Annotated in this window: 22 protein-coding genes and 1 pseudogene; 14 read left to right on the top strand and 9 right to left on the bottom strand. The window is 70.9% G+C overall.

What is annotated here, in order from left to right; genetic code table 11:
- Window positions 1-24: 24 nt before the first annotated feature.
- The 3 genes from ACL02T_RS27850 to ACL02T_RS27840 form a co-directional block, all read right to left on the bottom strand.
- On the bottom strand, window positions 25-783 hold the full coding sequence (locus ACL02T_RS27850; protein WP_412833749.1) for an enoyl-CoA hydratase/isomerase family protein: 759 nt from the start codon (window positions 781-783) through the stop codon (window positions 25-27).
- A gap of 88 nt (window positions 784-871) precedes the next feature.
- Complete coding sequence (locus tag ACL02T_RS27845; RefSeq protein ID WP_412833748.1) at window positions 872-1,483, bottom strand: TetR/AcrR family transcriptional regulator; 612 nt, start codon at window positions 1,481-1,483, stop codon at window positions 872-874.
- Between the two features lie 66 nt (window positions 1,484-1,549).
- The gene (locus ACL02T_RS27840; RefSeq protein ID WP_412833747.1) at window positions 1,550-2,677 is read right to left on the bottom strand and encodes a PucR family transcriptional regulator; all 1,128 of its coding nucleotides are present in this window, start codon (window positions 2,675-2,677) and stop codon (window positions 1,550-1,552) included.
- A gap of 81 nt (window positions 2,678-2,758) precedes the next feature.
- Between ACL02T_RS27840 and ACL02T_RS27835 the strand changes: the two genes are divergently transcribed.
- Window positions 2,759-4,294 carry a class I adenylate-forming enzyme family protein gene (locus ACL02T_RS27835; RefSeq protein WP_412833746.1) on the top strand — a complete coding sequence of 512 codons (1,536 nt, stop codon included), beginning with the start codon at window positions 2,759-2,761 and terminating at the stop codon, window positions 4,292-4,294.
- Here ACL02T_RS27835 and ACL02T_RS27830 read toward each other — a convergent pair.
- The 3 genes from ACL02T_RS27830 to ACL02T_RS27820 form a co-directional block, all read right to left on the bottom strand.
- On the bottom strand, window positions 4,263-6,002 hold the full coding sequence (locus tag ACL02T_RS27830; RefSeq protein WP_412833745.1) for a class I adenylate-forming enzyme family protein: 1,740 nt from the start codon (window positions 6,000-6,002) through the stop codon (window positions 4,263-4,265). The two genes, ACL02T_RS27835 and ACL02T_RS27830, sit on opposite strands and share 32 nt — an antisense overlap.
- A gap of 46 nt (window positions 6,003-6,048) precedes the next feature.
- On the bottom strand, window positions 6,049-6,885 hold the full coding sequence (locus ACL02T_RS27825) for a mycofactocin-coupled SDR family oxidoreductase (RefSeq protein ID WP_358199565.1): 837 nt from the start codon (window positions 6,883-6,885) through the stop codon (window positions 6,049-6,051).
- Between the two features lie 91 nt (window positions 6,886-6,976).
- Window positions 6,977-7,732: an SDR family NAD(P)-dependent oxidoreductase gene (locus ACL02T_RS27820; RefSeq protein ID WP_412833744.1), complete on the bottom strand. Its 756-nt coding sequence runs from the start codon at window positions 7,730-7,732 to the stop codon at window positions 6,977-6,979.
- An 80-nt stretch (window positions 7,733-7,812) separates the two neighbouring features.
- Here ACL02T_RS27820 and ACL02T_RS27815 point away from each other — a divergent pair, with 80 nt between their 5' ends.
- The 4 genes from ACL02T_RS27815 (at window position 7,813) to ACL02T_RS27800 (ending at window position 10,796) form a co-directional block, all read left to right on the top strand.
- Complete coding sequence (locus ACL02T_RS27815; protein ID WP_412833743.1) at window positions 7,813-9,000, top strand: CaiB/BaiF CoA transferase family protein; 1,188 nt, start codon at window positions 7,813-7,815, stop codon at window positions 8,998-9,000.
- Window positions 9,001-9,116: 116 nt separating this feature from the next.
- Complete coding sequence (locus tag ACL02T_RS27810; protein WP_412833742.1) at window positions 9,117-9,629, top strand: type 2 periplasmic-binding domain-containing protein; 513 nt, start codon at window positions 9,117-9,119, stop codon at window positions 9,627-9,629.
- Complete coding sequence (locus ACL02T_RS27805; protein WP_412833741.1) at window positions 9,630-10,052, top strand: hypothetical protein; 423 nt, start codon at window positions 9,630-9,632, stop codon at window positions 10,050-10,052.
- Between the two features lie 117 nt (window positions 10,053-10,169).
- Window positions 10,170-10,796, top strand: coding sequence for a TOBE domain-containing protein (locus tag ACL02T_RS27800; protein ID WP_412833740.1), 627 nt, complete (start codon window positions 10,170-10,172; stop codon window positions 10,794-10,796).
- 295 nt (window positions 10,797-11,091) lie between these two features.
- Here ACL02T_RS27800 and ACL02T_RS27795 read toward each other — a convergent pair whose 3' ends face one another.
- Both ACL02T_RS27795 and ACL02T_RS27790 read right to left on the bottom strand, forming a co-directional pair.
- Window positions 11,092-12,720, bottom strand: a complete 1,629-nt coding sequence (locus tag ACL02T_RS27795; RefSeq protein WP_412833739.1) for an AMP-binding protein — start codon at window positions 12,718-12,720, stop codon at window positions 11,092-11,094.
- Window positions 12,721-13,042: 322 nt separating this feature from the next.
- Entirely contained in the window at window positions 13,043-13,654 is a 612-nt protein-coding gene (locus tag ACL02T_RS27790; RefSeq protein ID WP_412833738.1) for a TetR/AcrR family transcriptional regulator, read from the bottom strand.
- A 137-nt stretch (window positions 13,655-13,791) separates the two neighbouring features.
- Between ACL02T_RS27790 and ACL02T_RS27785 the strand changes: the two genes are divergently transcribed.
- From ACL02T_RS27785 to ACL02T_RS27775, 3 genes and pseudogenes are all read left to right on the top strand, one after another.
- Entirely contained in the window at window positions 13,792-14,937 is a 1,146-nt protein-coding gene (locus ACL02T_RS27785; protein WP_412833737.1) for an acyl-CoA dehydrogenase family protein, read from the top strand.
- A 253-nt stretch (window positions 14,938-15,190) separates the two neighbouring features.
- A pseudogene (locus ACL02T_RS27780) lies at window positions 15,191-15,514 on the top strand (SMP-30/gluconolactonase/LRE family protein); the annotation flags it as partial.
- A gap of 17 nt (window positions 15,515-15,531) precedes the next feature.
- Window positions 15,532-15,699, top strand: a complete 168-nt coding sequence (locus ACL02T_RS27775) for a hypothetical protein (RefSeq protein WP_412833736.1) — start codon at window positions 15,532-15,534, stop codon at window positions 15,697-15,699.
- Between the two features lie 63 nt (window positions 15,700-15,762).
- Here the strand turns inward: ACL02T_RS27775 and ACL02T_RS27770 are convergent, their stop codons facing one another.
- A complete protein-coding gene (locus tag ACL02T_RS27770; RefSeq protein WP_412833735.1) occupies window positions 15,763-16,851 on the bottom strand; it encodes an LLM class flavin-dependent oxidoreductase in 1,089 nt (362 codons plus the stop codon).
- Between the two features lie 304 nt (window positions 16,852-17,155).
- Here ACL02T_RS27770 and ACL02T_RS27765 point away from each other — a divergent pair, with 304 nt between their 5' ends.
- The 6 genes from ACL02T_RS27765 to ACL02T_RS27740 all read left to right on the top strand — a co-directional run bounded on the left by ACL02T_RS27765 (window position 17,156) and on the right by ACL02T_RS27740 (window position 23,734).
- Window positions 17,156-17,869 carry a PEP-utilizing enzyme gene (locus ACL02T_RS27765; protein WP_412833734.1) on the top strand — a complete coding sequence of 238 codons (714 nt, stop codon included), beginning with the start codon at window positions 17,156-17,158 and terminating at the stop codon, window positions 17,867-17,869.
- Entirely contained in the window at window positions 17,866-19,536 is a 1,671-nt protein-coding gene (locus ACL02T_RS27760) for a hypothetical protein (RefSeq protein ID WP_412833733.1), read from the top strand. The genes ACL02T_RS27765 and ACL02T_RS27760 overlap by 4 nt, the downstream gene beginning before the upstream one ends.
- Window positions 19,537-19,615: 79 nt before the next feature.
- On the top strand, window positions 19,616-20,887 hold the full coding sequence (locus ACL02T_RS27755) for an LLM class flavin-dependent oxidoreductase (protein ID WP_412833732.1): 1,272 nt from the start codon (window positions 19,616-19,618) through the stop codon (window positions 20,885-20,887).
- Between the two features lie 11 nt (window positions 20,888-20,898).
- The gene (locus ACL02T_RS27750) at window positions 20,899-21,681 is read left to right on the top strand and encodes an alpha/beta fold hydrolase (protein WP_412833731.1); all 783 of its coding nucleotides are present in this window, start codon (window positions 20,899-20,901) and stop codon (window positions 21,679-21,681) included.
- The gene (locus ACL02T_RS27745) at window positions 21,681-22,751 is read left to right on the top strand and encodes a phosphotransferase family protein (protein ID WP_412833730.1); all 1,071 of its coding nucleotides are present in this window, start codon (window positions 21,681-21,683) and stop codon (window positions 22,749-22,751) included. The genes ACL02T_RS27750 and ACL02T_RS27745 overlap by 1 nt, the downstream gene beginning before the upstream one ends.
- The gene (locus ACL02T_RS27740) at window positions 22,748-23,734 is read left to right on the top strand and encodes a DUF7064 domain-containing protein (RefSeq protein ID WP_412833729.1); all 987 of its coding nucleotides are present in this window, start codon (window positions 22,748-22,750) and stop codon (window positions 23,732-23,734) included. The genes ACL02T_RS27745 and ACL02T_RS27740 overlap by 4 nt, the downstream gene beginning before the upstream one ends.
- Window positions 23,735-23,747: the final 13 nt, after the last annotated feature.

The raw sequence follows: 23,747 nt of genomic DNA, 5'->3' as shown, positions 1-23,747 counted from the left end.
CGTGCCGTCCTGGGTCAGAGGGGGTCAGAGGGAGAGCGCGGCCAGGGCCTCGTGGGTCAGACCCATGCCCTGCTGCTCGTGGATGAGCCGCTTGATCTCACGGGTGAGCATCACGCGGGTGTAGCGGGCGCCCAGCGGCGGCTTGGCGGCGATCCGGGCCGCGATCTCGCGGGCGCGGGGGAGGACCTGCTCGGGCGCGACCACCTCGTTGACCACGCCGAACGCGAGCGCCTGCTCGGCGTCGAGGGTCTGCTCCGTGAGCAGGAAGTACCGGCCGCGCTGCGGGCCGAGCACGTGGGTCCAGCAGATGTGCGCGCCGTCCCCGGGGACGATTCCGTTCGCGAAGTGCGGAGAGTCGGCGAATGTCGTGGTGTTCGACGCGATGGTGATGTCCGACAGCACCGGGATCTCGGGGTGCACGGTCGCCGGGCCGTTGATGGCCGCGATGACCGGGACCTCGATGTTCATCAGGTTCTGCAGGAGCCGCTGGCCCTCGAAGATGATCTGCGACCAGTCCTTGGCGGTGCCGAGGCTGAACGTGGAGAAGTCGATCTCGGAGCAGAACGAGTCACCGACGCCGGTCAGCACCAGGACCCGGTTCTCGGCGTCGCAGGCGATGTCGGTGAAGCAGTAGGCGAGCTCGTCGTGCACCTGCGGCGTCCACACCAGGCTCTTGCCGTCCGAGTGCAGGGTCATCTGCAGGACGCCGGCCTCGTCCCGCTCCAGTCGGATGGTCTCGTACTTCGTCGCGTAGTCGTCGAACGACGGAGCGATCAGCGCCATCGGAGTCGCCCTTCTGCTTGAACAATCGTTTGTTACGAACGTATCAGCCGTCGGCCATGGCCCACAAGGACTGCAATCGGGGCCGCGCTCAGGAGCGGGAGCGCAGCCCGCCGAGCAGGGCGTCGGCCAGCTTTGTCGCGAGCTCGTCCGGGGTCGCAGGACCGTCCGGCGAGTACCACTCAGGGGTCCAGTTCAGGGCGCCGAGCAGGCCCAGGACGGCCACCTTCACGTCGACGTCGGCGGAGAACTCGCCGCTCGCCACGCCCGCCGCGACCGCGCGGGTGAAGAACTTCTCGTAGCTGCGGCGCTTCTCCCGCAGTCGGGTCCGATGCGGCTCGGTCAGGAAGCGCCACTGGTGGAAGACGATCAGTGTGCGGCCCGGGTTGTCCGCCACGATGCGCAGGTGCGCACGTACGGCGAGCCGCAGGGCCTCGGTGGCCGAGGTGCGCTGTGCCTCGATCTCGTCCGCGGCGGCGACGAACCGGTCTACGCCGCCCTCGATGATCTCGAGGAGCACCGCGTCCTTGCTCTGGATGTGGGCGTAGAGGCTGCCCGGCAGCACGCCGACTGCGGTCGCGATGTCCCGCATCGAGGTGCCGGTGTACCCGTGTTCGCCGAAGAGCTCCGTGGCGGCGCTCAGGATCGCCTCGCGCGGCGTGGCGCCCGTGGGCGCGCGCGAGCTGGTGCGTGAGGGTGGCATGGGCGCTCTTCTCGTCGGGAGGTGCTGGTCCGACTATAAACAACTGTTCGTTCGCCGGTGAAGGCATCACTCGGACCGGATGTGTGTGTACTCCAACGCCCACCACACCTCGACGAGGACGTCGGTGTCGGCGAGGTTCGCGCCCACGATCTCGGCGAAGCGGCTCAACCGGTAACGCACGGTGTTCTCGTGCACCGAGAGCGCGCGGGCCGTGGCCTGCACCGAGCGCTGCTCCCGCAGCCACCGCGCGACCGTCTCGACCAACGCGACGGACCCGGGCCCCCCGCTCAGGAGGTCCACCAGGTAGCGCCGGTGCAGCTGCTCGCCGAGCTCGCGCTCCTGCTCCACGGCGACGCGCACCGACAGCGACGAGCTGTCCACCACTCCTGTCCGCCCGTACCGCACCGCCACCGTCAGCACCCGGGTCGCCTCCTCGAAGGCGCTGTCGACCTCGGCGAGCGGGACCGGCCCCGCCACCGCGATCACGCTGTCGGACAACGGTTCTGGTGGCGTCGTGAGCAGGCCCACCACGTCCCCGTCGAGCGGGGCGATCAGCGCCCGCGCGTCCCGGTGCTCGAGGTGGCGGGCCATCCGGTGGGGGTCGAGCGGGTCGCGGGCGCGCACGACGCGGTACCGCTCCCCGGTGCGCAGCCCGTGTGCCGCCCCGACCGTGCCGAGCTCGGCGGAGTCGATCCCGCCGCCCAGCAGGCGCTGCACGAACGTGATGCGCCGCCGCTCGTCCCGCCGGGCACTGTCGATCTCCACCTGCTGGCGGGCGGAGACGAGCACCCCGGAGTAGCGGTCGGTCAGGTCCCACAGGCGGGTGGCGCCCGCGAGGACGGCCCAGGGGTCGGCCCCGCTCTCGGAGGCGGCGTCGACGAACGCGTCCCGGAGTACGGCCATCACCGCGCGGTACGCCTCGACCACGGCGTCGGCGGGCACTCCCTGGCGCGCCCGGCGCTGCCCCGACTCGCGCTCGTCCTCCTCGATCCCGGACAGGGCGGGTCGGTCGGTCAGGGTCGCGACCACCCGCTGCACGTTGCGCCGGCAAGAGCGGCGCAGGTCGTCCTGGGGGACCGGGTCGTACGCGGGATGGCGACGCAACGCCGCGAGCTGGCGGGCGACGAGCTCGTCGGTATCGGCGGTCAGGCGGCCCGCGACCTCGGTGAGCAACTCCTCGGTCGACACCGGCATGGAGATCCTCCAAGAACAAGCACTCGTTTTTTCGGTTTCTCCCTACCATCCCCCGGTGGGGCGCGCCTAGCGTCCGCAGGCATGACGGACACCGCCGCCCCGACCCGCACCGCCGCTACCGCGGCCCAGATCCTGCGCGGCACCGCTCTGCGGTCCCCGCGGTTGCCGTGCCTGCACGACCTGGACACCGACGAGCGGCTGGACTACGGCGGGCTCTGGGACCGGGCCGCGGCAATCGGCGGCGGCTTCCGGGCGAGCGGGCTGGAGGCCGGTGACCGCGTCGCGCTGCTGCTGAACAACTCGCTCGCCTACGTCGAGGCCTACCTGGGCGCGATCGCGGCGGGGCTCGTCGTCGTCCCGCTGAACGTGCGGCTGGTGCGCGAGGACTACCTGCACATGCTCACCGACTCCGGCAGCCGCGTGCTGGTCACCGCGGGGGAGTTCCGGGGCCGGGTCCCGGACGTCGAGGGGCTGTCGGTGCTCGAGGCGGACGCCGGCGGGCTCGACGACCTCGCCAGCCTCGGCACCCCGCTCGGCGAGCCGGTGCCGTGCGACCCGGAGGCGCCCGCCAGCCTCATGTACACGAGCGGGACGACCGGGGCGCCGAAGGCCGTCGTGCTGACCCACCGGTCGTGGGAGCGGGTGGCGGACCGGACCGAGGAGGTCCTGTCCTACGGCGACGACGAGATCACCCTGCACGTCGCGCCGCTGACCCACGGCGCCGGGTTCCTGCTACTGCCGACGCTGCGCCGGGGCGGGCTGAACCTGTTGTGCCGCAGCTACGACGCCGCCCGCACCGTCACCCTGGTCGACGAGCACGGCGTCACCGGGATGTTCGTGGTGCCCTCGATGATCCGGATGCTTCTCGACGCGCTGCCCGCGGGCTGGGCCCCGCCGGACACCCTGCGCCGGCTGTACTACGCGGGCTCCCCGATCGACCCCGCGACCCTGCGGGAGGCCGTCGAGCGGTTCGCCGGTCGGCTGGTGCAGTCGTTCGCCCAGATGGAGTCCCCGATGTTCTTCACGGTGCTCGACGAGGCGGACCACCGGCGGGCGTTGGCCGACCCCGAGTCCTCCCTCGTGCGGTCCGCGGGCCGGGTGCTGCCCGGTGTCGAGCTCCGGGTGGTGGACGAGTTCGACCACGACCTGCCCGCGGGCGAGGCGGGGGAGATCCTGGCGCGCGCACCGCAGACCATGACCGGCTACTGGAACCGGCCGGACGCGACGGCGGCGACGCTCGCGGGAGGTTGGCTGCACACCGGGGACGTCGGCTACCTCACCGAGGACTCCTACCTGTACATCGTGGACCGGGTGAAGGACATGATCGTCACCGGCGGGTCCAACGTGTACGCCCGCGAGGTCGAGGACGTGCTGGTCCGCCTTCCGCAGGTCCGGGAGGTCGCGGTCGTCGGTCTCCCGGACCGGATCTGGGGCGAGGCCGTGACCGCGGTGGTCGTCCCCGATGGACCGGAGCGGGACGACGTCGCGATCATCGCCGGTGCGCGCGCGGCCCTCGCCGGCTACCGGGTGCCGAAGCGGGTCGTCTGGGTGGACGCCCTGCCGCGCAACGCCTACGGCAAGGTGCTCAAGCGGGAGCTGCGCGAGCGGTTCGGCTGAGCGCCCGCTCGACGAGGACGAACTTCTGTACCCGGGCGGTCGCCGTCCGGGGCAGGTCCTCGGCGCAGGAGAACAGGACCGTGCGCGGGACCTTGAACCGGGCCAGGCGATCACGGCAGAAGTCGACGATCTCGGCTGCGGTGGGCGGGGCGGTGGGGTCGCGCGGCACGATCCACGCACAGCCGACCTCACCCATCCGGTCGTCCGGTAGCCCGACCACGTGGGCCTCCGCGACCCCTGGGTGTGCAGCGAGGGTCCGCTCGACCTCGCCGGGCAGCACCAGCTCGCCGCCGCACCGGTAGGACTCCTTCCGGCGGCCGGTCAGTACGAGGTAGCCCTGCTCGTCGAGCAGGCCGAGGTCGCCGGTGCGGAACCAGCCGTCGGCGGTGAAGGCCGCGGCCGTCTCGGCGGGCTTGCGGTAGTAGCCGCGGGTCACGATCGGGCCCCGGACCACCAGCTCGCCCGCGACCCCCCGGCCGAGGTGGGCCCCGGTGTCCGGGTCGATCACGGAGTACTCTGCGAGGGTGCCGCCGAGGCCGGGCTCACCCGCCACCCCGCCGGGCTTGGCCGCGCCGTTGGTCCCGCTCAGCCGCTCCTCGTCGTCACCGGGGCGGGTGCAGACGGTCGACGCCGTGGTCTCGGTCTGCCCGTAGGCCGTGTAGCACTCCTCGACGCCGAAGGCGGCGCGCAGTGCCGACCAGATGCCGGGCGGGTGGACGCCACCGGAGCTGAAGATGGTGCGCAGCGAGGTCGCGTCGTAGTCGACGTGCCGGGTGCGCTCGAGCACGACGGTGGTCATCGCGGGCACGCACATCAGCTCGTCGATCCGGTGTTCGCCGAGGTCGGCGAGCATGCGGTCGGCATCGAACACCTCCTGCATCCTGACCGCCCCGCCCACAGCCATGACGGCCAGCAGGCCCTCGACGTAGCCGAACACGTGGAACAGCGGCACGGCGAAGAGCATCCGCCACCCGTCGTCGAACGCGCGGGAGTAGGCGCTGGCGTGGGCGGTGCGCAGGACGGCGTCGTGGGTGAGGAGCACCCCCTTGGCGTCGCCGGTGGTGCCCGATGTGTAGATCAGGTCGGACGTGCCGAACGGGTCAGCCACGGCCGTCCGGCGCGCGACCTCGGCGGAGCGGACGGCCCGACCCGCGGCCTCCAGAGCGGCGAGCGTGGTCCCCCGGCGGGTCGGGCCGACGACCACCACCTCGCGCAGCCGGGGCAGCACGTCCGCCCCCGCAAGCCCCGGGCGGGTGTCCCATCCCGGCACGATCCGGTCCAGCTCGGCCAGGTGGTCGACGTCCCGGAACCGGGCGACCGTGACGAGCAGGACCGAGTCCGACTGGTGCAGTGCGTACCGCAGCTCGGCATGGCGCAGGGAGGTGTTGAGCGGCAGCGCGACCGCCCCGAGCCGGGCGACTGCAAAGCGCAGCGCGACCGCCTCCGGGCCGTTGGGCAGATCGAGCGCGACGTGGTCGCCTGGGCAGACGCCCCGAGCGACCAGGCCGGCGGCGAGGCGGGCCGACCATCCCGCCATCGCCTCGTAGGTGACCGGGGCCCCGTCAGTGAGCAGGAGGGGCCGGTCCGGGTGCTCGGCGGCGGCCGCGTCCAGCAGCTGCGCCGTGGTCCGCGGCATCCACACTGGACGGCGCTGCGCGAGGGCGGCTCGCCGCTCGGCGACGGACGCGCGGGTCGGCGTGCGGTTCATCGTCGTCGACCCCCGTGAGAGATCCGGGCGGCCGGCCCGCCCTGGATCAGTTGTACTTGGCGAGATACCCCGCGTCCACGGGCAGCGTGACGCCCGTGACGTACTTGGACTCGTCAGACGCCAGCCAGGCCACCGCGTCGGAGATGTCGCCCGGCTCCATCCAGGGGATCGGGAGCAAGTTCATGGCGGTGAAGGTGTCGCCGAAGTCGTCCACCGTGGGGTTCTCGACGCCCGGGGCGAAGGCGCTCCAGATGGCCTCGTTCTGGATCATCTTCGTGTTGGTGGAGCTCGGGTGGATCGTGTTGCAGCGGATGAACTTCGGCGCCAGCTCGTTCGCCAGCGTGCGCATGAGGCCCACGACCGCGTGCTTGCCCATGTTGTAGTGCACCTGGTTGGGGAACCCGCGCATCCCGGCGGTCGAGCTGATGATCACGATCGAGCCGCCCTGGTCCTGCTCGAGCAGGATCGGCACTGCGGCCTTGCAGGTGTTGTAGGGCCCGTGCATCTGCACGTCGATCATGTCCCGGTACATCTCGTCGGTCATGTCGACGAACGGGGCGGCGGACCAGATGCCCGCGTTGGCCACCACGATGTCCAGGCGGCCGAGCTCGCTCGCGCCCGCCTGGACGGCCTCGGCAACCTGGACGCGGTCCCGCACGTCCGCGGCGCGGGCGACGATCCGGCGGTCGAGCTGCTCGACCAGCTTGGCGGTCTCGTCGAGGTCGGCCTGGCTCGCGAGCTCGTAGGGCACGCTCGCGATCGGTGCGCAGATGTCCAGGGCGATGATGTCCGCACCCTCGGAGGCCAACTTCACCGCGTGTGCCCGGCCTTGGCCGCGGCCGGCGCCGGTGATCAGTGCGACCTTGCCGTCCAGCTTGCCCATGTGGCTCCTCATGTCGACGTCGTCAGGGACAACCCAAACAACTGTTTGTTGAGCCGACCCTATGGTCGGTCCGGGAGGGTGTCAACGGCCGTCATCCCTCGCCGCGGACCGTCAGGCCGCCGTCGATGGCGAGGGTCTGGCCGGTGACGTAGGAGGACTCGGGCGAGGAGAGGAACGCGATCGCGGAGGCCACCTCCTCCGGCGCGCAGAGGCGACGGAGGGGCACCCGCTCGGCGTAGACCCGGCCCCGCTCGACGCCGATCCGCTCGTCGAACCCGGCGGTCCGCACATAGCCCGGCGCGACGGCGTTGACCCGGATGCCGTACTCCGCCCACTCGATGGCGAGGACCCGGGTCAGCCCCGTGACGCCCGCCTTGGCCGCGCCGTAGCCCGCCCGGCCCGCCATGCCGATCAATGCGGCAGCCGAGGCCATCATGACCACCGCCGCTGACTCCGACCTACGAAGGAGGGGGAGTGCGGCGCGCGCGCAGCGCAAGGCGCTGCCCAGGTTCACGTCGAGCGCCGCCGCCCAGTCGGCGTCGGTGAGCTCGGCGACGGGGGTCGCGACGGGCCGCCCGGCGTTGTTCACGAGGGCGTCGATCCGCCCGAACCGCTCGCCGGTCGCCGCCATCAGGTGCCCGACGGCCGCGGTATCGGTGACGTCTGCGGCCACCGCGAGCGTGGACGCCCCCGCCGGGTCGAGGGCGGCGCGCCGCCCTTCGGCCCCGACGCCGTCGAGGTCGGCGATCACCACCGCCCATCCGCGGTGGTGGAGCAGGGTCGCGGTGGCCAGTCCGATGCCGTTCGCCGCCCCCGTCACGACGGCCACCCTGGGTTGCTCGTTCATGGGGAGGGTCTAGCAAGGAATCGCCGACCCCTGCAAACAAATGTTTGCTTCCCGGTCGGGGCGGTCGTAGCGTCGAGAGGGTGAGCAGCGCCGACACCTTCCGGGGGATCCGGGTCCTCGAGCTGACGACGACCATCGCGGGCCCCTACAGCGCCATGATTCTCGCCGACCTCGGGGCGGACGTGGTCAAGGTCGAGCGACCCGGGGGCGGTGACGACGCGCGGAGCATGCCCCCGCACCGCGGTGCCGAGAGCGCGGTATTCCACGCCGTGAACCGGAACAAGCGCAGTGTCGTCCTGGACCTCAAGGACCCGGCAGGGCGGGAGGCGTTCCTGCGGCTCGCCGAGTCCGCGGACGTCGTCGTGCAGAGCTACCGGCCCGGCGCGGCGGACAAGCTCGGCCTCGGGTTCCCAGATGTCCACGCCCGCAACCCCCGAGTGGTCTACTGCTCGGTGTCCGCCTTCGGCGCCTCCGGCGCCGCCGCCGGGCTGCCCGGCTACGACCCACTGGTCCAGGCCTTCACCGGGATGATGAGCATGACCGGCGAGCCGGGCGGTGCCCCGGTGCGCGTCGCCCCCTCGCTCACGGACCTCACCACCGGGATGTGGGCGGCGATGGCGATCATGGCCGCGCTGCGGAGGCGGGACGTCACCGGGGTGGGCGAGCACGTGGAGGCCACCCTCGTCGACAGCGGGTACGCCCTGCTCTGCCACCAGATCATCGGCATGTACGCCACCGGGGTCACCCCCGGGCCGCTGGGATCGGCATCGCCGATCACCGCGCCCTACGAGTGCTTCGAGACCAGCGACGGCTGGGTCATGATCGCAGCGGGGAACGACGGTCTGTTCGCGCGGTTGTGCCCCGCGCTCGGGTTGCCCGAGCTGGCGTCCGACGAGCGCTTCGTCGGGTCCGCCGCGCGCGTGCGCAACCGGGTCGCGCTGCACGCGGCCGTCCAGGAGCAGGTCGGCAGGCACACGACCGACCGGTGCGTCGCGATCCTGCGGGAGGCCGGGATCCCGGTGGGGCCGGTGAACGACCTGCGGGCCGCCGTCGAGCACCCGGTCGCCGTGGACCGCGGGACTGTCGTGGCGGCCGACCCGGAACCGGGGGAGGAGCCCGCCCTGCCCATGGTCCGCCTCCCCCTCGACGACGCGGGGACGGCGCACACCCGCCCGCCCCGCCTCGGCGAGCACTCGGTCGACGTGCTGCGCGAGGCCGGGTTCGCCGAGGAGGAGATCGCCCGACTCCTCACCCTGACCGCGGGCTGACGCCCGCCGAGAACGAAGGAGGCCGCGATGAGGGGCTGTCGCACGTCGTCGGGTTGCTGGCGGCGGCCATCCTGCTCGCGGCGTGCGGGGGTACCTCCGCACCGCCCGCCGAGACCGTGCCTGTCCCACCAGCCCTGCAGGGCGTGTACGACCAGGCCAAGTCCGAACCCGTCCTGACCTGGTACAGCTCGCAGGAGCCCGCGCTCAACGACGCCGTGGTCGAGGCATTCACCCGGCAGCACCCGGGGGTGAAGGTGGGGTCGCTGCGGCTCGCAACCGGCCCGCTGGGCGTGCGCTACGCCCAGGAGCGGGCCGCAGGCGCCGTCACCGCGGGGCTGGTGACCCTCGCCGCCCCGAACTTCGTCGACAAGGGCCTGTCCGCGGGGTGGTTCGAGCGGTTCGACGAGACGGCCCTGCCCGACCTCGCCCGGCTGCCCGACCGCTTCTTCGCCGAGGGCATCGCGACGACCGGGGTCAACGCTCGGCATCGGCGACAACACCTCCGAGGTGCAGGACCCGCCGCGGACCTGGGAGGACGCCTCGCTCCCGAGTACAAGGGCACGATCCTGCTCGGGGACCCGCGCAATGTCCCCTCCTACGTGGCGCTCGCCCGCATGCTGAACGAGTAGGTGGCGCCGGACTTCCTCGAGCGGCTCGTGGCCCAACAGCCCACCGTCGTGGACAGCATGGTGCCCGGAACCCAGCAGCTGGCAGCGGGCGAGGCGGCGCTGGCCCTTCCGGACGTGCTGTCGGTGACGAAGCCGTTGGCCGACAAGGGCGCCCCGATCGACTTCGTCGTGCCCGAGCCCACGACCGGGGTCGAGTTCGCCACGATGATCTCCGCGGGCTCCGCGAGCCCGAACGCGGCCCGGCTGCTCTACGACTTCCTGTTCACCGACGCGGGCCAGCAGGCGTTCAACGCCTCGACCGGCGCCTCCCCGATCGGTGCCGTCGGGGAGACCGCCGCGCTGCCCGCCGGGTACGTCGACCCGGCGATCCGCGAGCTCCCTCCTGTCCGGGCGGACCTGCTCAACCGGCTGGGTCTCGGATGACGGCGGTCGCGACCCCCACGCGCGTCGGCCCCCCGGATCGGGGTCGAGGGAGTCCGCAAGACCTTCGCCCGGCGAGACGGCGGCGAGGCCCGGGCGATCGACGATGTCACGCTGGACGTGGCGGCGGGGGCGCCAAGGTGGCGCGACCAGCTGCGCGGCGAGATCCGCAGGCTGCACGCCGAGCTGGGGTTCACCGCCGTCTACCTCACGCACGACCAGGAGGAGGCCCTCACCCTCGCCACCCGCCTCGTTGTGCTGCGGGAGGGCCGGATCGCCCAGTCCGCCCCGCCCGCGGAGGTCTACCTGCGCCCGGCGGACACGGGCGTTGCCCGGTTCATGGGAGCTGGCAACGAGCTGGTCGGGACCGTGGCCGCGGACGGGGTGCGGACAGCGGTGGGCCCGGTCGTGGCGCAGGAGCACGGGCTGTCGACGGACACCCTGGTCCTCGTCCTCAGCCGGCCGGAGGACTGGCGGTTCGGTCCTGGTGCGGAGATCGCGGACCGGTGGCGGGGGGCGGTGGAGACTGCGGTGATTCTCGGCCCCCTCTCCGAGTACATCGTCGCGCTCGATGCCGGCGCCGTCGTGCGGGTGCGCACCCTCGGGACCCCGGGTCCCGAGGTCGGGGCCACGGTGCGGGTCGGGGTGCCCGCCGAGGCGGTACGGCTGCTCGGTGCTCGCCCGCCTCGGCATGCTCCTCTACCTGCTGGTCGCCGCCGTGCTGCCCTTCGCTGTCCCACGTCGTGATCGCCGTGGCCCTCGTCGCGGCGTTCGCCGGCCCGCCGTTCGGGCTCGCCGGGTCGCTGGTGCTGCTGGTGGTCGCCTACCTCGTGCTCTACCTGCCCCAGGCCACGCCCAGTGCGCAGTCCGCCTTCGCGATGGTGGGGCCGATCTCGTCGAGGCTTCCCGTCGTCGGGTTCGTGATCCTGGGGCTGTTCCAGAACGGCACCTACCCGGCCCTCGCGGCCCTGGGCACCCTGATCCCGGTGGTGTCCGCAGCCGTGGTCCTCCTCGCCCTGGCGGTGCGCAGGCGGACCCGAGCTCACCGCCGCCGCAGGTCGAACTCGCGCACCTGCGGGCGGTCCAGGCCGTCCGCAGCGAGCTTGTACTTCTCCACTCGCTGGCTGGGGGTGCGGGGGAGGTCGGGGCGGGCCTCGAGGTAGCGGGGGACCATGTAGCGGGGGAGCTGTTCGCGCAGCCATGCGTGCAGGGCGTCGAGGTCGGGTTCGCCGCGTAGCACCACGTCCAGCTTGACCTCGTGCTCGCCCAGCTCGGCGGAGACGGCGTAGGCCGCCGCGTCGACCACGGCCGGGTGGGTGCGGGTGACGTTCTCCAGCTCCACGGCGGAGATGTTCTCGCCGCGGCGCCGGATGGAGTCCTGGTTGCGCATGACGAAGTGGACGTGGCCCCGCTCGTCGTAGAAGCCGAGGTCCCCGGTGTGGAACATGAAGTTGCGGAAAGCGTCCGCGGTGGTCTCGGCGTCGCCGAAGTAGCCGCGGGCCATCGCGTCCGGCAGCAGCGGGCGGTACACGAGCTCGCCGAGCTCGCCCGGGCCGAGCATGCGGTCGTCCGTGTCGACCACGCCGTGGTCGACCCACGCGGGCGCGGGCCCGATGGTGTCCGCGGAGACGCCCTCCAGCCGCTCGCGGCGGGGGAGGTGCGGGAAGATCTCCGTCATCCCCCAGCCCTGCCAGACGACGGTGGTGCCGTACCGGCGCTCGAACTCGAACCGGTCCGCGGGCTGAGGCAGCACGTAGAGGGTGTGCAGCCGGTGCTCGGGAGCTTCCGGCACCGCGTGGAGGATCATCGCGGTCATCTGACCCATCAGCATCGCGAACGTGGCGCCGTCCTCGGCGACCTCGGTCCACCAGTTCCGCGCCGAGAACGCGCTCTTGAGGTGCGCCGTGCAGCCGACGTGCAGCGCGGAGTTCGCAAAGACCTGCAGCCCGGCGATGTGACACATCTGCAGGGGCGTGGACAGCACGTCGTCCGGGGTGTGACCGAGGGCGTCGGAGGCCATCGCGGAGGCGAGGTAGAGGTAGTGGTGGGGCCACATCGCGGCCTTCGACCCGCCGCTGGTGCCCGAGGTGAACATGAGCACCGCGAGATCGGACGGGCGCGGACGTACGGGCGGTCGCTCCGCGGGCACCCCGTCGACCAGCGCGTCCAGCCCGAGGACCGGCACGCCGTGCATCGTGTCCGGCAGATCGCCCGCGCCACAGGCGATCACGAGCCGGACACCGCCCAGGTCGCGAAGCTCGGCGAGCCGGGGCAGCAGGTCCACGCGTACGGCGAGGACCTGGGGGTCGCACCGGCCGAGCAGGATCCCCAGCAGCTGTCCGCGCAGCTCTGGGTTCATCGGCGCCGCGACCCCGCACGAGGCGAGCGCGCCGAGGAACACCGGCATGAACTCGAGCTGGTTGCGCAGCAGGAGCGCGACCCGGCTCCCGGCGAGTCCGCGGGCGGCCAGGGCGGCGGCCACCCGCAGACCGGCGTCCCGGGCTCCGGCGAACGTCAGCCGGTCCCGCCCGTCGAACACCAGCCAGTCCGCGTCGGGGCGGTCCGCGGCCTGCGCCTCGAGGACGTGCAGGACGGTCCGCTCCTCGCCATGGAACCGCGTGGCCAACGGGCCGAGGTCGGGCCCGGTCCCGCGCAGCAGCCGACGTTCCATCACGGTCACCTCCGAACAACTATTTGTTCGGAGGCTACTCCGGTGGGCGCCCAGCGGGGCTGCAGACCGTCCAGGACGGTGTCGGCAATTGTCGGACCCCCGCCGGAGGAGCTCCTCTTCGGGGGCTGATGTGCATGTACAGGCTTCCCGGAAGGAGGCCGACGGGGTCGCCGATGTGTGTATCTCCGGGCGAGAGGGCCGAGGTCCGGACCGGTGCCGCGCGGCTGCCGCTGGTCCGTCAGGGCCTCCTGGATCGTCGCCATCGCCGCTTCCGAGCGAAGTCTTCGTCCGGAGACGGGACGCGCGCCGGCACAACGGTCGACTACCTGGCCTGGATCCCGCCGAGGACGTTGTCGGCGAGCTCGTTCGCAACCTCCTCGGCACTGAGAGCGCCGGTGGGGGAGAACCACTCCGAAGCGTTGTTGAGCATCCCGATGAACGCCAGCACGGTCACTCGTGGGCTGCGAAGCTTTCGGAACTCGCCGGTGCGGACGCCGTCGCGGACGATCCTCACGAACAGGTCCTCGTACTGCTGGCGCAAGGCGATGATGCGACCCTGCTTCTCCGGGGAGAGGTACGTCCACTGGAAGAACGCGACGCGCGTCTGTTCCTTGGTGCGGCCGAGCACGTCGAAATGGGCCAGGAACGCGGCTCGCAGACGCTGCGGCGCAGGGTCGTCGCTGTCGGCGGCGGCGCCGATCGCCTCGACGTAGTTCTGGATGCCCTTCTCCACGATGCGCAGCAGCAGGTCCTCCTTGCCGCTGATGTGCACATACAGGCTCCCCGGCAGAAGGCCGACGGCGTCGCCGATATCGCGCATCCCGATGACCGGGTAGGTCTTCTCGGCGAAGAGGCGGACAGCCTCCTGCTCGATCTGCTCCGCCGACACCGGCCCCGAGCCGCGAGCGCGCCGCTCGCCCCGTGTCGTCGCCACTCGGCGTCCCCCTTCTCGTCGTACGCACTCCATCGTCCCACGGACGTCGTCCCAGCCGCTTCAACCGGTATGAACAATCAGTTGTTTGTTGGCGTTGGAGGGCCTAGCGTGAGGGAGACGAGCCGTCCGATGGAGGTGTGGGGTTCGTGGACTTCCGGTTCACCGACGAACAGCAGATGTGGTTCGACACGCTGACCGCGTTCATGGAGAAGGAGGTCGGTCGCGAGTACATCCGGGAGCACGACGAGTCGCGCGTCTTCCCGGAGGAGGCCTACAAGAAGTTCGCCGAGCGCGGCTGGTTGGGGCTGCTGATCCCGGAGGCGGAGGGCGGCCTGGACGCCGACGCGGTCATGTACGCGATCTTCTGTGAGGTGATCGCGAAGTACAGCCTGGACTTCGCGGCCGCGATCATGACGTCGATGTTCACCGCAACGAACATCGCCAGCCACGGAACCGCGGAGCAGAAGGCGGCCTACCTGCCCGGGTTCCTCGCCGGCGACATCAAGTTCAGCATCTCGATCTCCGAGCCCGGTGCCGGCTCGGACGCAGCGGGCCTCGCCACCAAGGCCGTCCTCGACGGCGACGAGTGGGTGCTCAACGGCAACAAGGTGTTCTGCTCCGGGGCGCACCTGCCGGGGACCGTGATCAACCTGATGGCCCGGACCAGCCCCGACAAGCATCGCGGGATCAGCATGATCCTCGTGCCCAACGACACCGAGGGCGTCGACATCCGCAAGCTGAACACCATCGTCCGGCGCAGCCTGGGCACCACCGAGATCTTCCTGACCGACGCGCGGGTGCCCCGGAGCAACATCATCGGGGAGCCCGGCCAGGGCTGGGCGTACGTCGGGCAGCACCTGGAATGGGAACGGCTGAGTCTCGCTGCGACCTATGTCGGCAACGCCCGCACCGCGCTGGACGACACGGTCGACTACACGAAGAACCGTACCCAGTTCGGCCGTCCGCTCTCGAAGTTCCAGGTGCTCAAGCACCGAATGGCCGAGCGGGAGACCGAGGTCAATGCGGCCCGGCTGCTGGTCTACAGCGCGGCGACCAAGCTTGCGCGCGGGGAGCGAGCGCTGAAGGACGTATCGATGGCGAAGGTCTATGCAGCCGACGTCGCGTACCGGTGCGCCTTCGACGGCATGCAGGCGCTGGGCGGATACGCGCAGCTGCCCGAGTACGACATGGAGCGCTACTTCCGCGAGGCCAAGCACGCGATGGTCGGCGGGGGTACCTCGGAGATCCAGCACAGCATCATCGCCAAGGAGATGGGTCTGTAGGACCCGGGAAGGACTGGCTCAGTGACGAGCACGGTCGAGAACGAGCTCCTGGAGACCGGCGCGGAGGTCGAGTGGCTCGGCTCCGGCTAAGGGGCCTTCACCGATGCGGGCGCGATGCTCGGCGTCGCGGAGGGTCCCGTTTGGTTGCCCGGCGAGCAGGCGTTGAGCTTCAACGACAGCGGCAACGACACCCGGTACTCGTGGACGGAAACCGGGGGGATCACCGTCGCGCGGACGGGCAACGAACGACGCCAACGGTTCGACTCGCGACCGACAGGGGCGGCTCGTGTCCTGCGAGCACGCGACGCGGCGTGTGACGCGGGAGGAGCCGGACGGCTCGATCACGGTGATCGCCGACCACTACCGCGGGTTGCGGCTGAATCGCCCCAACGACGTCGTCGTGCGCTCCGCCGGCTCGATCTGGTTCACCGACCCACTCACCTCCGAGGTCGACACCGATCTGGACTTCGCCGGCGTCTACCGCGTCTCGCCCGACCTGAGCCGCATCAACCTCGTGGCGCGGGACTTCACCATGCCTCACGGGCTTGCGTTCTCCCCGACGGCACGCACCTGGTGACACTGGAGCTGCCGCGGGTGCCTGTCACCAACTTCTGCTTCGGCGGCCCCGACCTGCGCACGATCTTCTTCACGACGTTCACCGAGCTCGGGCGGATCCGGGTCGGCGTGCCCGGCCTCGACCCGGACCGCGAGATCGAGCAGGTCACCGGGGCGGGATGGACGGCCGAGGGGCGGACGGACTGACCAGTGAGCGCCACATCCGGCTTCCTCGCCGGCGTGGTGCGAGCTGTGCTCAGCTCGCGTTGATCACGGGTGCAGTGCCGCCCCGGCGGTCAGGCAAGACGGGGTGGGGTATTCGATCTCCGCCACGATCCGCGCCATCCGATCGATCCAGGTCACCGGCGAGCCCGCGATCTGCAGGCTGCAGTGGTCGACGCCCGCGGCCGCCATCGCACGGAGCTCGGTGGCGATGCGGGCGGGGTCGGCGGCGAGGCAGACCGTCGCGATCGACTCACGATCGACGAAGGGCTCCAGCTCCGGCGGCATGAAGGTGAGATAGCCGAGGTAGTTGTCGAAATGTCGGCTCCGCTCGTCCAGCGTCGCCCGATAGGCCCGGTAGGCCCGGTATGCGCGACGGAAGCGCTCGGGAACCTGCTCCGGGTCGTCGAAGGTGTTGGTGAGGTACCGCAGCCTGCTCACGACGAGGGGGCCGAGGGCAGCCCGGGCTTCCGCGCCGTCGAGCTCGTCGAGGTCCTCGACGGGGTACATCGCGTAGATCACGCCGAGGGAGACGTCCTGCGGCCTGCGTCCGGCGGCGCGGGCTGCCTCGTCGATCTCCGCCCGCACCGCACGCAGGGTCTCCGCCCCCTCCCAGCGCACCATGATCCCGTCGGCGAACGCCGCTGCCCTGCGCCTCCCTCGTGGCCCGAAGGCCGATACCCACGTGGGCACCGGATGCGAGAGGTCCAGCCACCGCCCCGTCGGGTGGATGAACTGCACGACACGCTCGTCGCATTCGGCCTCGCCTCCGGCCAGGAGGCTCTGTACTGCCCGGGTGTAGGCGTCGAGCTGCTCGAGGCTCGCGGGTGGCAACCCGAGGGTGTGCCGTGCCGACGACCCGGTCCCGATGCCCAGCACGACCCGGCCGGGTGCCGCCTTCGCGAGGGTGCCGAGCGCCTGGGCGGTCGCCACCGCGGGCCGACTGCCGGGGTGGGTGACGCCCGGGCCGACCGCGAGCCGATCGGTTGCGCGCAGCGCCTCGAACGCCGCCAGGTAGGGCTCGCCGAAGACCAGCGGGCTGTCGTAGATCCAGAGGTGGGTGAAACCGGCGGCCTCGAGACGGCGAGCATGGTCACCGATACCGACGTGCGCGTCGGAGTACACGGAGATCTCCATGGCCGCTCGCGCTCCAATCACTGAGAGTGAAACAAGCGATCCGCCCGTCGGGCGACTGCCCGGAACGCTAGACGGGGTGCTCTTCGGGCCGCAAGAGCGGCAGACGGTTCGAGTAGGAGACCTTCTGCAGGCAGATGCGTGGAGAGCTTCTGTGGTTGACGCCACAGGCGTCGGAAGTTAAAGTGACGTCACTTTCCAGGACGCCGACGCTGGCAGCCGAAGTTGCTACGCTCGGTGACATTCTCTGGTGCCCGTGGTCCGTCCGGGCCCAGGACCGTGAGAGAGGGATGCGATGGAGCACCCGTTGGCCAATCCGAAGTGGACCCTCCCCGAGGGCAGTGCGACGACCCGGCTCGCCCGCGAGTCGGTGATGGGCAGGGTGTGCGAGAACCTCGCCCGACTCGACGGCTCGGTGAGCTGGGAGGAGCTGGTCACCACCCGGTGGGCGGACCTGCTGAGCGCCGAGGACTGCGCCGAGCTCGAGAACCAGGTCTTCGAGCGGTTCCGGGCCGAGGCGGGACGGCCCTACTTCGCCGGCTGTGAGGTCGCGGTCGAGGAGTCGCCGGACCGGTACGTTCTGCGTAGTGCCGCGCAGGTCTACGTCGACGCCTCGGAGTTCCCGGAGGGGGTGGTCGGCGACGGGGACAACGTCTTCGAGGCCTCCGACGTCACCGGGGAGGTCCTGGTGGTGAGCGAGGTCGACCTGGTCGAGCAGCTGATCAACGACGGGGTCCCGGAGGGCGTCGTCGGCGTGATCGACGACGCGGGCGGAACCATGACCGCGCCGATCCTGCCCGACTTCGACGCGGTCGTCTGCCTCGCCGGCACGGTCCGCAGTCACCTGGCGATCATCGCCCGCGAGTTCGGGGTGCCGACCCTGATGGGCGCTCGCCTATCCCGTCGGCTCCGGACGGGGGAGCGGATCACGGTCCGCTACGCGACCCCGGCCCAGAGCGTCGATGCCTACCTGGGCGAGGACATGCGGCCCCGGGCACAGATCCTGGAGGAGGGGCGATGAGCGAGTTCCGCATCACCGAGCAGCAGTTGCTCGACGTCAACGCATTCATGCAGCGCTCCGACGACGTCGTGATCACGAACTGCCTGACGCGCACGGCGCAGGAGTCGAAGCTCTTCCCGATCATGCCGTACCTCGTGATGAGCATGTACGACGCGTACTACCGCTACCCGGACCTGCTGCGCCGCTCGGCGGCCACGGTGTCGCCGGAGGACGTCGGGCATCGCGCACGCAACGCGACGTGCAACATCTCCAAGCTGACCGGGTGGGGAGTGATCAACTTCTACCTCCAGGGTCGCGAACTGCTGATCAAGAAGGGCCTGCTGCGTCCCGAGGACAACCTCGAGGACCTGGTGTTCATGGTCGACTGGTGGCAGCGGTTCTCGGCCGCCTACCACCGCAACGGCGGGCACCGGTACACCCTCGACGCGCACGACATCGCCCAGGAGCACGACGAGCGCGTGCTGCAGGTCCTCGAGGCCGACGCCTACGAGGCCGACGACGCGCTGCGCGCCTCGGCGGCGCAGTTCATGGCACTGGGCACCCAGTACGCCTTCCTGGCGCACTGCGAGAGCCGGGTCGGGCTGCAGTCCTCCGGCCCCTACAACCTCGGCGGACGCCGACTGCTGCACACCCGCGACTTCATGAACCTCTCGGAGTGCGACTTCTCCTGGCTCGACGGGGTCGCGACCGACATCCCGTTCAACAACCTCACCCTCGCGGTGATCACCGACGGGGTCTCGATGGAGATCACGGACTGGGCCTCGGTGTACACCACGCCCGAGGACATCCGGGACCGCATCATCGGCGTCGGTCTCTACACCTCCGACTTCCTGACCGACCGCTACATCCCGGTCGGCATGGACAGCCGCCGGGACCTCGTCGACACCCTCGACCAGCTCTCCGAGGTGATCAAGCAGGCCACCCGCAAGCTCTACCGCAGGTTCGCCGGCTTCGGCTTCACGCAGATGGTCGAAGCCGGCATCTACACCTACTTCCAGGCCGCGGCCGACATCGACCACATGGCGGGCACGTACCGGCAGGGTGACTGGGAGCTGATCGACGACCGGACCCGGCGGCTGTGGCCGCTGTACAACGAGGAGTTCGCCTACGACGACTACGTCTCGGCGTTCGCCACGATGGACGGCTTCCAGGCCGGCCAGAACGACTACTACCTGCACCCGGTCAGCTACTCGCTCTGGCGGCGCGGTGGCGGGAAGACGGACCTTCCGGCGCCCGGACGGAGCGCCATCGCCATCCCGGCACACGTGCTCAACGATCACGACTACTCGCTGAGGGTCAACCCGAACGGCCTCGCCGACGTGCGGGGTAGTTCCACCCTGCCGACCAAGACCGGCGGCTACACCTTCCAGCGGGGCCGGCTCACCGAGCACGAGATGAACCGCGCCGCAAGGGAGTTCGACTCGCCCCTGCTGAGGGCACCGTGGCGCTTCGTCGACGAGGCCACGGTCAAGTACCACTACCGCAATCCCGAGGTCGACGCGCTGTACCGCTACACCCAGCAGGACTCGCGGCTGCTGCGTGATCGAGGCGCCGCGCTCGTTCGCGCCGACATCGACCGGATCAGGACCGAGGCCGGCGAGCGGCCGTGGTCGGCGGTCTCGGAGGCCGTCACCACGGCTGCGACCAGCGCCGCCGGCGACCCGTGAGCGTCGGCTGAGGTCACCACCGGACCACCGCCAGGCCGGCACCGAGACCGTCGCGACCCGCGACGCCGACAGGAGTGCGATGAAGTTCCACTGGTTCCACCTCATGCCGTACCCGGATCTGCCCGACGACTTCAAGCAGCAGCACCGCAGCGTCTGGGTCGACCTGCCCGCCAGCGAGGTCTACGACCGCCGCCGGGGCAACGAGATCTACAACGAGTACCTCGACGAGCTCGAGTTCGCCGCCGACGCCGGGTTCGACGGCATCTGCGTCAACGAGCACCACCAGAACGCCTACGGGCTGATGCCGTCGCCGAACCTCATGGCCGCTTCGTTGGCGCGACGCACCCGCGACACCAAGCTCGTGATCATGGGGAACTCGGTGGCGCTGTACAACCCGCCGCTGCGCGTCGCCGAGGAGATGGCGATGATCGACGCCATCTCCGGGGGCCGGGTCGTGGCCGGGTTCCCGGTCGGGTCGACGATGGACACCACCTACTGCTACGGGGTCAATCCGGCCACCCTGCGGGAGCGCTACCGCGAGGCGCTGGACCTCATCCTCAAGGCCTGGCGGGCCGACCAGCCCTTCGCCTTCAACGGCAAGTACACCCAGCTCCGCTACGTCAACTGCTGGCCGCGCCCGGTCCAGGAGCCGCACCCGCCGATCTGGATCCCGGGCGGAGGCAGCGTGGAGACCTGGGACGTCTGCGCGGAGAACGACTTCCTCTACGCCTACCTGTCCTACTTCGGCTACAAGTGGGCCCGGGACAACGTGCGCGGCTACTGGGACGTGATCGAGAAGGCGGGCAAGGCGCCCAACCCGTACCGCATGGGGTTCATCCAGTTCGTCGGTGTCGCCGACACCGACGAGGAGGCCGAGCGCCTCTACGGCGACGCGGCGCTCTACTTCTACAACCGCTGCCTGCACGTCCACCCCGGCTTCGGCGTCGCGCCCGGCTACTCCTCGATCAAGACGATCCGCAAGGGCGTGCGCAGCATGGCGGCCACCGCGGCGTCGCAGAAGGAGTTCTCGGCCCTGACCTGGAAGGACATCGTCGACCGGGGCTACATGGTGGCCGGCAGCGTCGACACGGTCGTCGAGCAGCTCAACGCCATGGCCGACGAGCTGAACGTCGGACACCTGATGACCCTGCTGCAGTTCGGCAACATGAACCGCGAGACCGTCAACTACAACACCACGAAGTTCGCCCAGGAAGTCATCCCGCGGCTGCGGCACAAGTTCGACGACTGGGAGGACCACTGGTGGCCCACCGGGTCGCTGAGCGACGCCGCCCGGCCGGCCCCGGTCGCCCCGGCGGTCTCGGCACCCGCGGCGGCGGTGGCGGGGAGCTGAACGAGATGACCGTGACCTGGACGCACGAGACCCTCACCCTGGCGGGCGGGCGCACCCAGGTGGTGCACCGCGCCGGCGACGGGCCGCCGCTGCTCTGGCTGCACAGCCTCTACGGCTTCGACCCCGACGACGGCGTGCTCGCCGATCTCGTCACCCGCTACTCGGTCCTCGCACCGGTCACCCCCGGGATGACCGACCTCGGCGAGCTCGACGACATCGACGACTTCCACGATCTCGCCCTGCACTACGACGACGTCCTCGAGGCTTGCCGGCTGGACTCGGTCACCGTCGTCGGCCACTCGTTCGGCGCGCTGATCGGCGCGGAGCTGGCTGCCCACTTCCCCCACCGGGTCACGCGGCTGGCGTTGCTGTCGCCGTTGGGACTGTGGGTCGACGACGAGCCGGTCCTGGACGTCTTCGCGGTGCCCTACGCCGACGTGGCCGAGGTCCTCTACGCCGACCCCGACAACGCCAACCTCCGCTCGGAGCAGACCGAGACCGGCGAGCGGGACATCGAGGCCGTCGTGGCACTGGCCCAGGCCATGACCACGGTCGCGAAGTTCCTGTGGCCGGTGCCCGACAAGGGCCTGCGCAAGCGCCTTTACCGCGTCAGCGCCCCCGCGCTGGTCGTGTACGGGGAGAAGGACGCGGTGGTGGCGCCGTCCTACGGGGACCGTTTCGCCGAGCTGCTGCCCGACGGGCGGGCGGACATCGTGCCCGACGCGGGGCACATGACCACCCGGGAACAGCCGGAGGCCGTGTCCGGCCTGCTGCGCGCGTTCCTCGTGAGCTGATGGCGATCCCCCGCCACCGCACCCCCGAGGAGAGCAGCCGGTTGCTGCGCACCTGGCTCGTCGCCCGCCTCCCGGAGGCGCGCGAGGTCGAGATCACCGACCTCGCCAGTCCACAGATCGGCTACTCCGCGGAGACGCTGCTGTTCGACGCCCGGTGGCGCGACGGCGACGGCCCCCACCACGAACGGCTCGTCGCCCGGATCCGGCCCAGCGGCTACGTGTTCTTCCCGGACGTGGACCTGCGGCTGCACCACGACGTCCTCGCCGCGCTCGCCGACACCGACGTGCCCGTCCCGCGGCCGCGGTGGTACCAGGACGCCGAGGGCAGCCCCTTCGGCGAGCCGTTCTTCGTCATGGAGCGCATCGAGGGGCTGGTCCCGCCCGAGCACCCCGCCTACACCGCGGGCGGGTGGGTCGCCGAGGCGTCCCCCGACCACCAGCGGCGGATCTTCCACGGGGCGGTCGAGGCCCTCGCCCGGTTGCACCGGGTCGACCGGCACTCGCTGGATCTGTCGTTCCTGCCCAGCGTGGCCGGCGGCGACCCTGGCATGACGACCGAGCTCAAGCTCTTCGAGGAGTACGTCGGGTGGGTGCTGGACGGGCAGCCCGACCCGCTGTTCGACGACACCCTCGACACGCTCCGCAACAGCGTGCCGAAAGCCGATCGGCTCTGCATGAACTGGGGTGACCCGAAGTTCAGCAACATCCTCTACCGGGGCACGCGCCCGGTCGGCCTGCTCGACTGGGAGCTCGCCACGGTGGGCCCGCCCGAGAACGACCTCGCCTTCTTCCTCACCTACCACAACTCGATCACCCGGGCGCTCGGCCATCCCGACCTGCCGGGCTTCCTCGGCGACGACGCGGCGATCGCGCTGTACGAGGAGTTGTCCGGCCACGAGATCCGCCACCTGGACTGGTACCGGCTGTGGCACCTGCTCCGGCTCGGTGTCATGTCCCTGCGCCTGACCCAGCTGCTCGTGCAGTCCGGACGGCTGCCCGAGGGGTCGCCGAAGGCGCCACACCACGTGCCCCGTCGACTGCTGCAGAACGCGCTGAAGAGGTTCCGATGAGCACTTCCCTCACCCGACCGACCGAGCTGAGCACCCACCCGGACGACAACTTCCACCCGCCGAAGGACGACGACCCGTTCTGGACCGAGACCTGCTGGTGGACCTTCTTCGTCCCCGAACGCAGACTCTCCGGCCAGCTCTACCCGTTCTTCCGCACCAATCAGAACGTCGCGGCGTGTGCCGTCTACCTGTGGAACGACGAGGGCGACCAGTTCCACACCGCCCTGTACGCCCGCCAGACCTGGCACCTGCCGCTGCCGGACCAGCCCCTCACCGACATCACCCTGCCCAACGGGCTGCACTACCGCTGCCTCGAGCCGCGGACCAGCTACGAGCTGCAGTACCGCGACCCGGACGGCGAGGACGTCGGGGTGGACCTGCGCTTCGACGCCGTCCTCGAACCCAACCACGACGGCCACGGCCACCTCGATCAACCCGGTCGGATCACCGGCACGATCCGGCTCGACGGCGAGGACATCGCCGTGGACTGCTACGGGTTGCGCGACCGCTCCTGGGGCCGGCGAGGCGGCTTCGGCAAGAACATCATCAAGCACGGCGGCCACAACGCCGGCTACTGCTACGCCACCGCCTCGCCGGAGCAGGCGTTCCACCTGCTGGCCTTCGACAAGGGCAAGGGCCGCTGCGAGGTCGTGCACGGCTACCACGTCCAGGACGGCGAGTTCGCCAAGCTCACCCGAGGCGTGCGCGAGGTGCTCGACCGCGACGCCGCCGGCAATCCCACCCATGTCCGGATCGACGCCGAGGACGCCCTCGGCCGGCCACTGCAGGTCGAGGGCCGCTGCGTGAACGCGTTCGGCCTGCTGCTCAACCCGAACATCTGGTGCATCAACTGCCTCACGGAGTGGACCTGGAACGGCAACACCGCATGGGGCGAGGACCACGACAACTGGACCCCCTACGGGTACCGCCGATTCTTCCGCGCGTTCCACGGCTACCGGGACGCGCTGACCCTCCCGTCCTGACGCGCCGTTCCCA

It is taken from the genome of Pseudonocardia oceanicola (assembly GCF_047200735.1).
GTDB lineage: Bacteria > Actinomycetota > Actinomycetes > Mycobacteriales > Pseudonocardiaceae > Pseudonocardia.
Note: the sequence above shows the minus strand (reverse complement) of the source record. Positions and strands in the feature narration are given on the sequence as shown.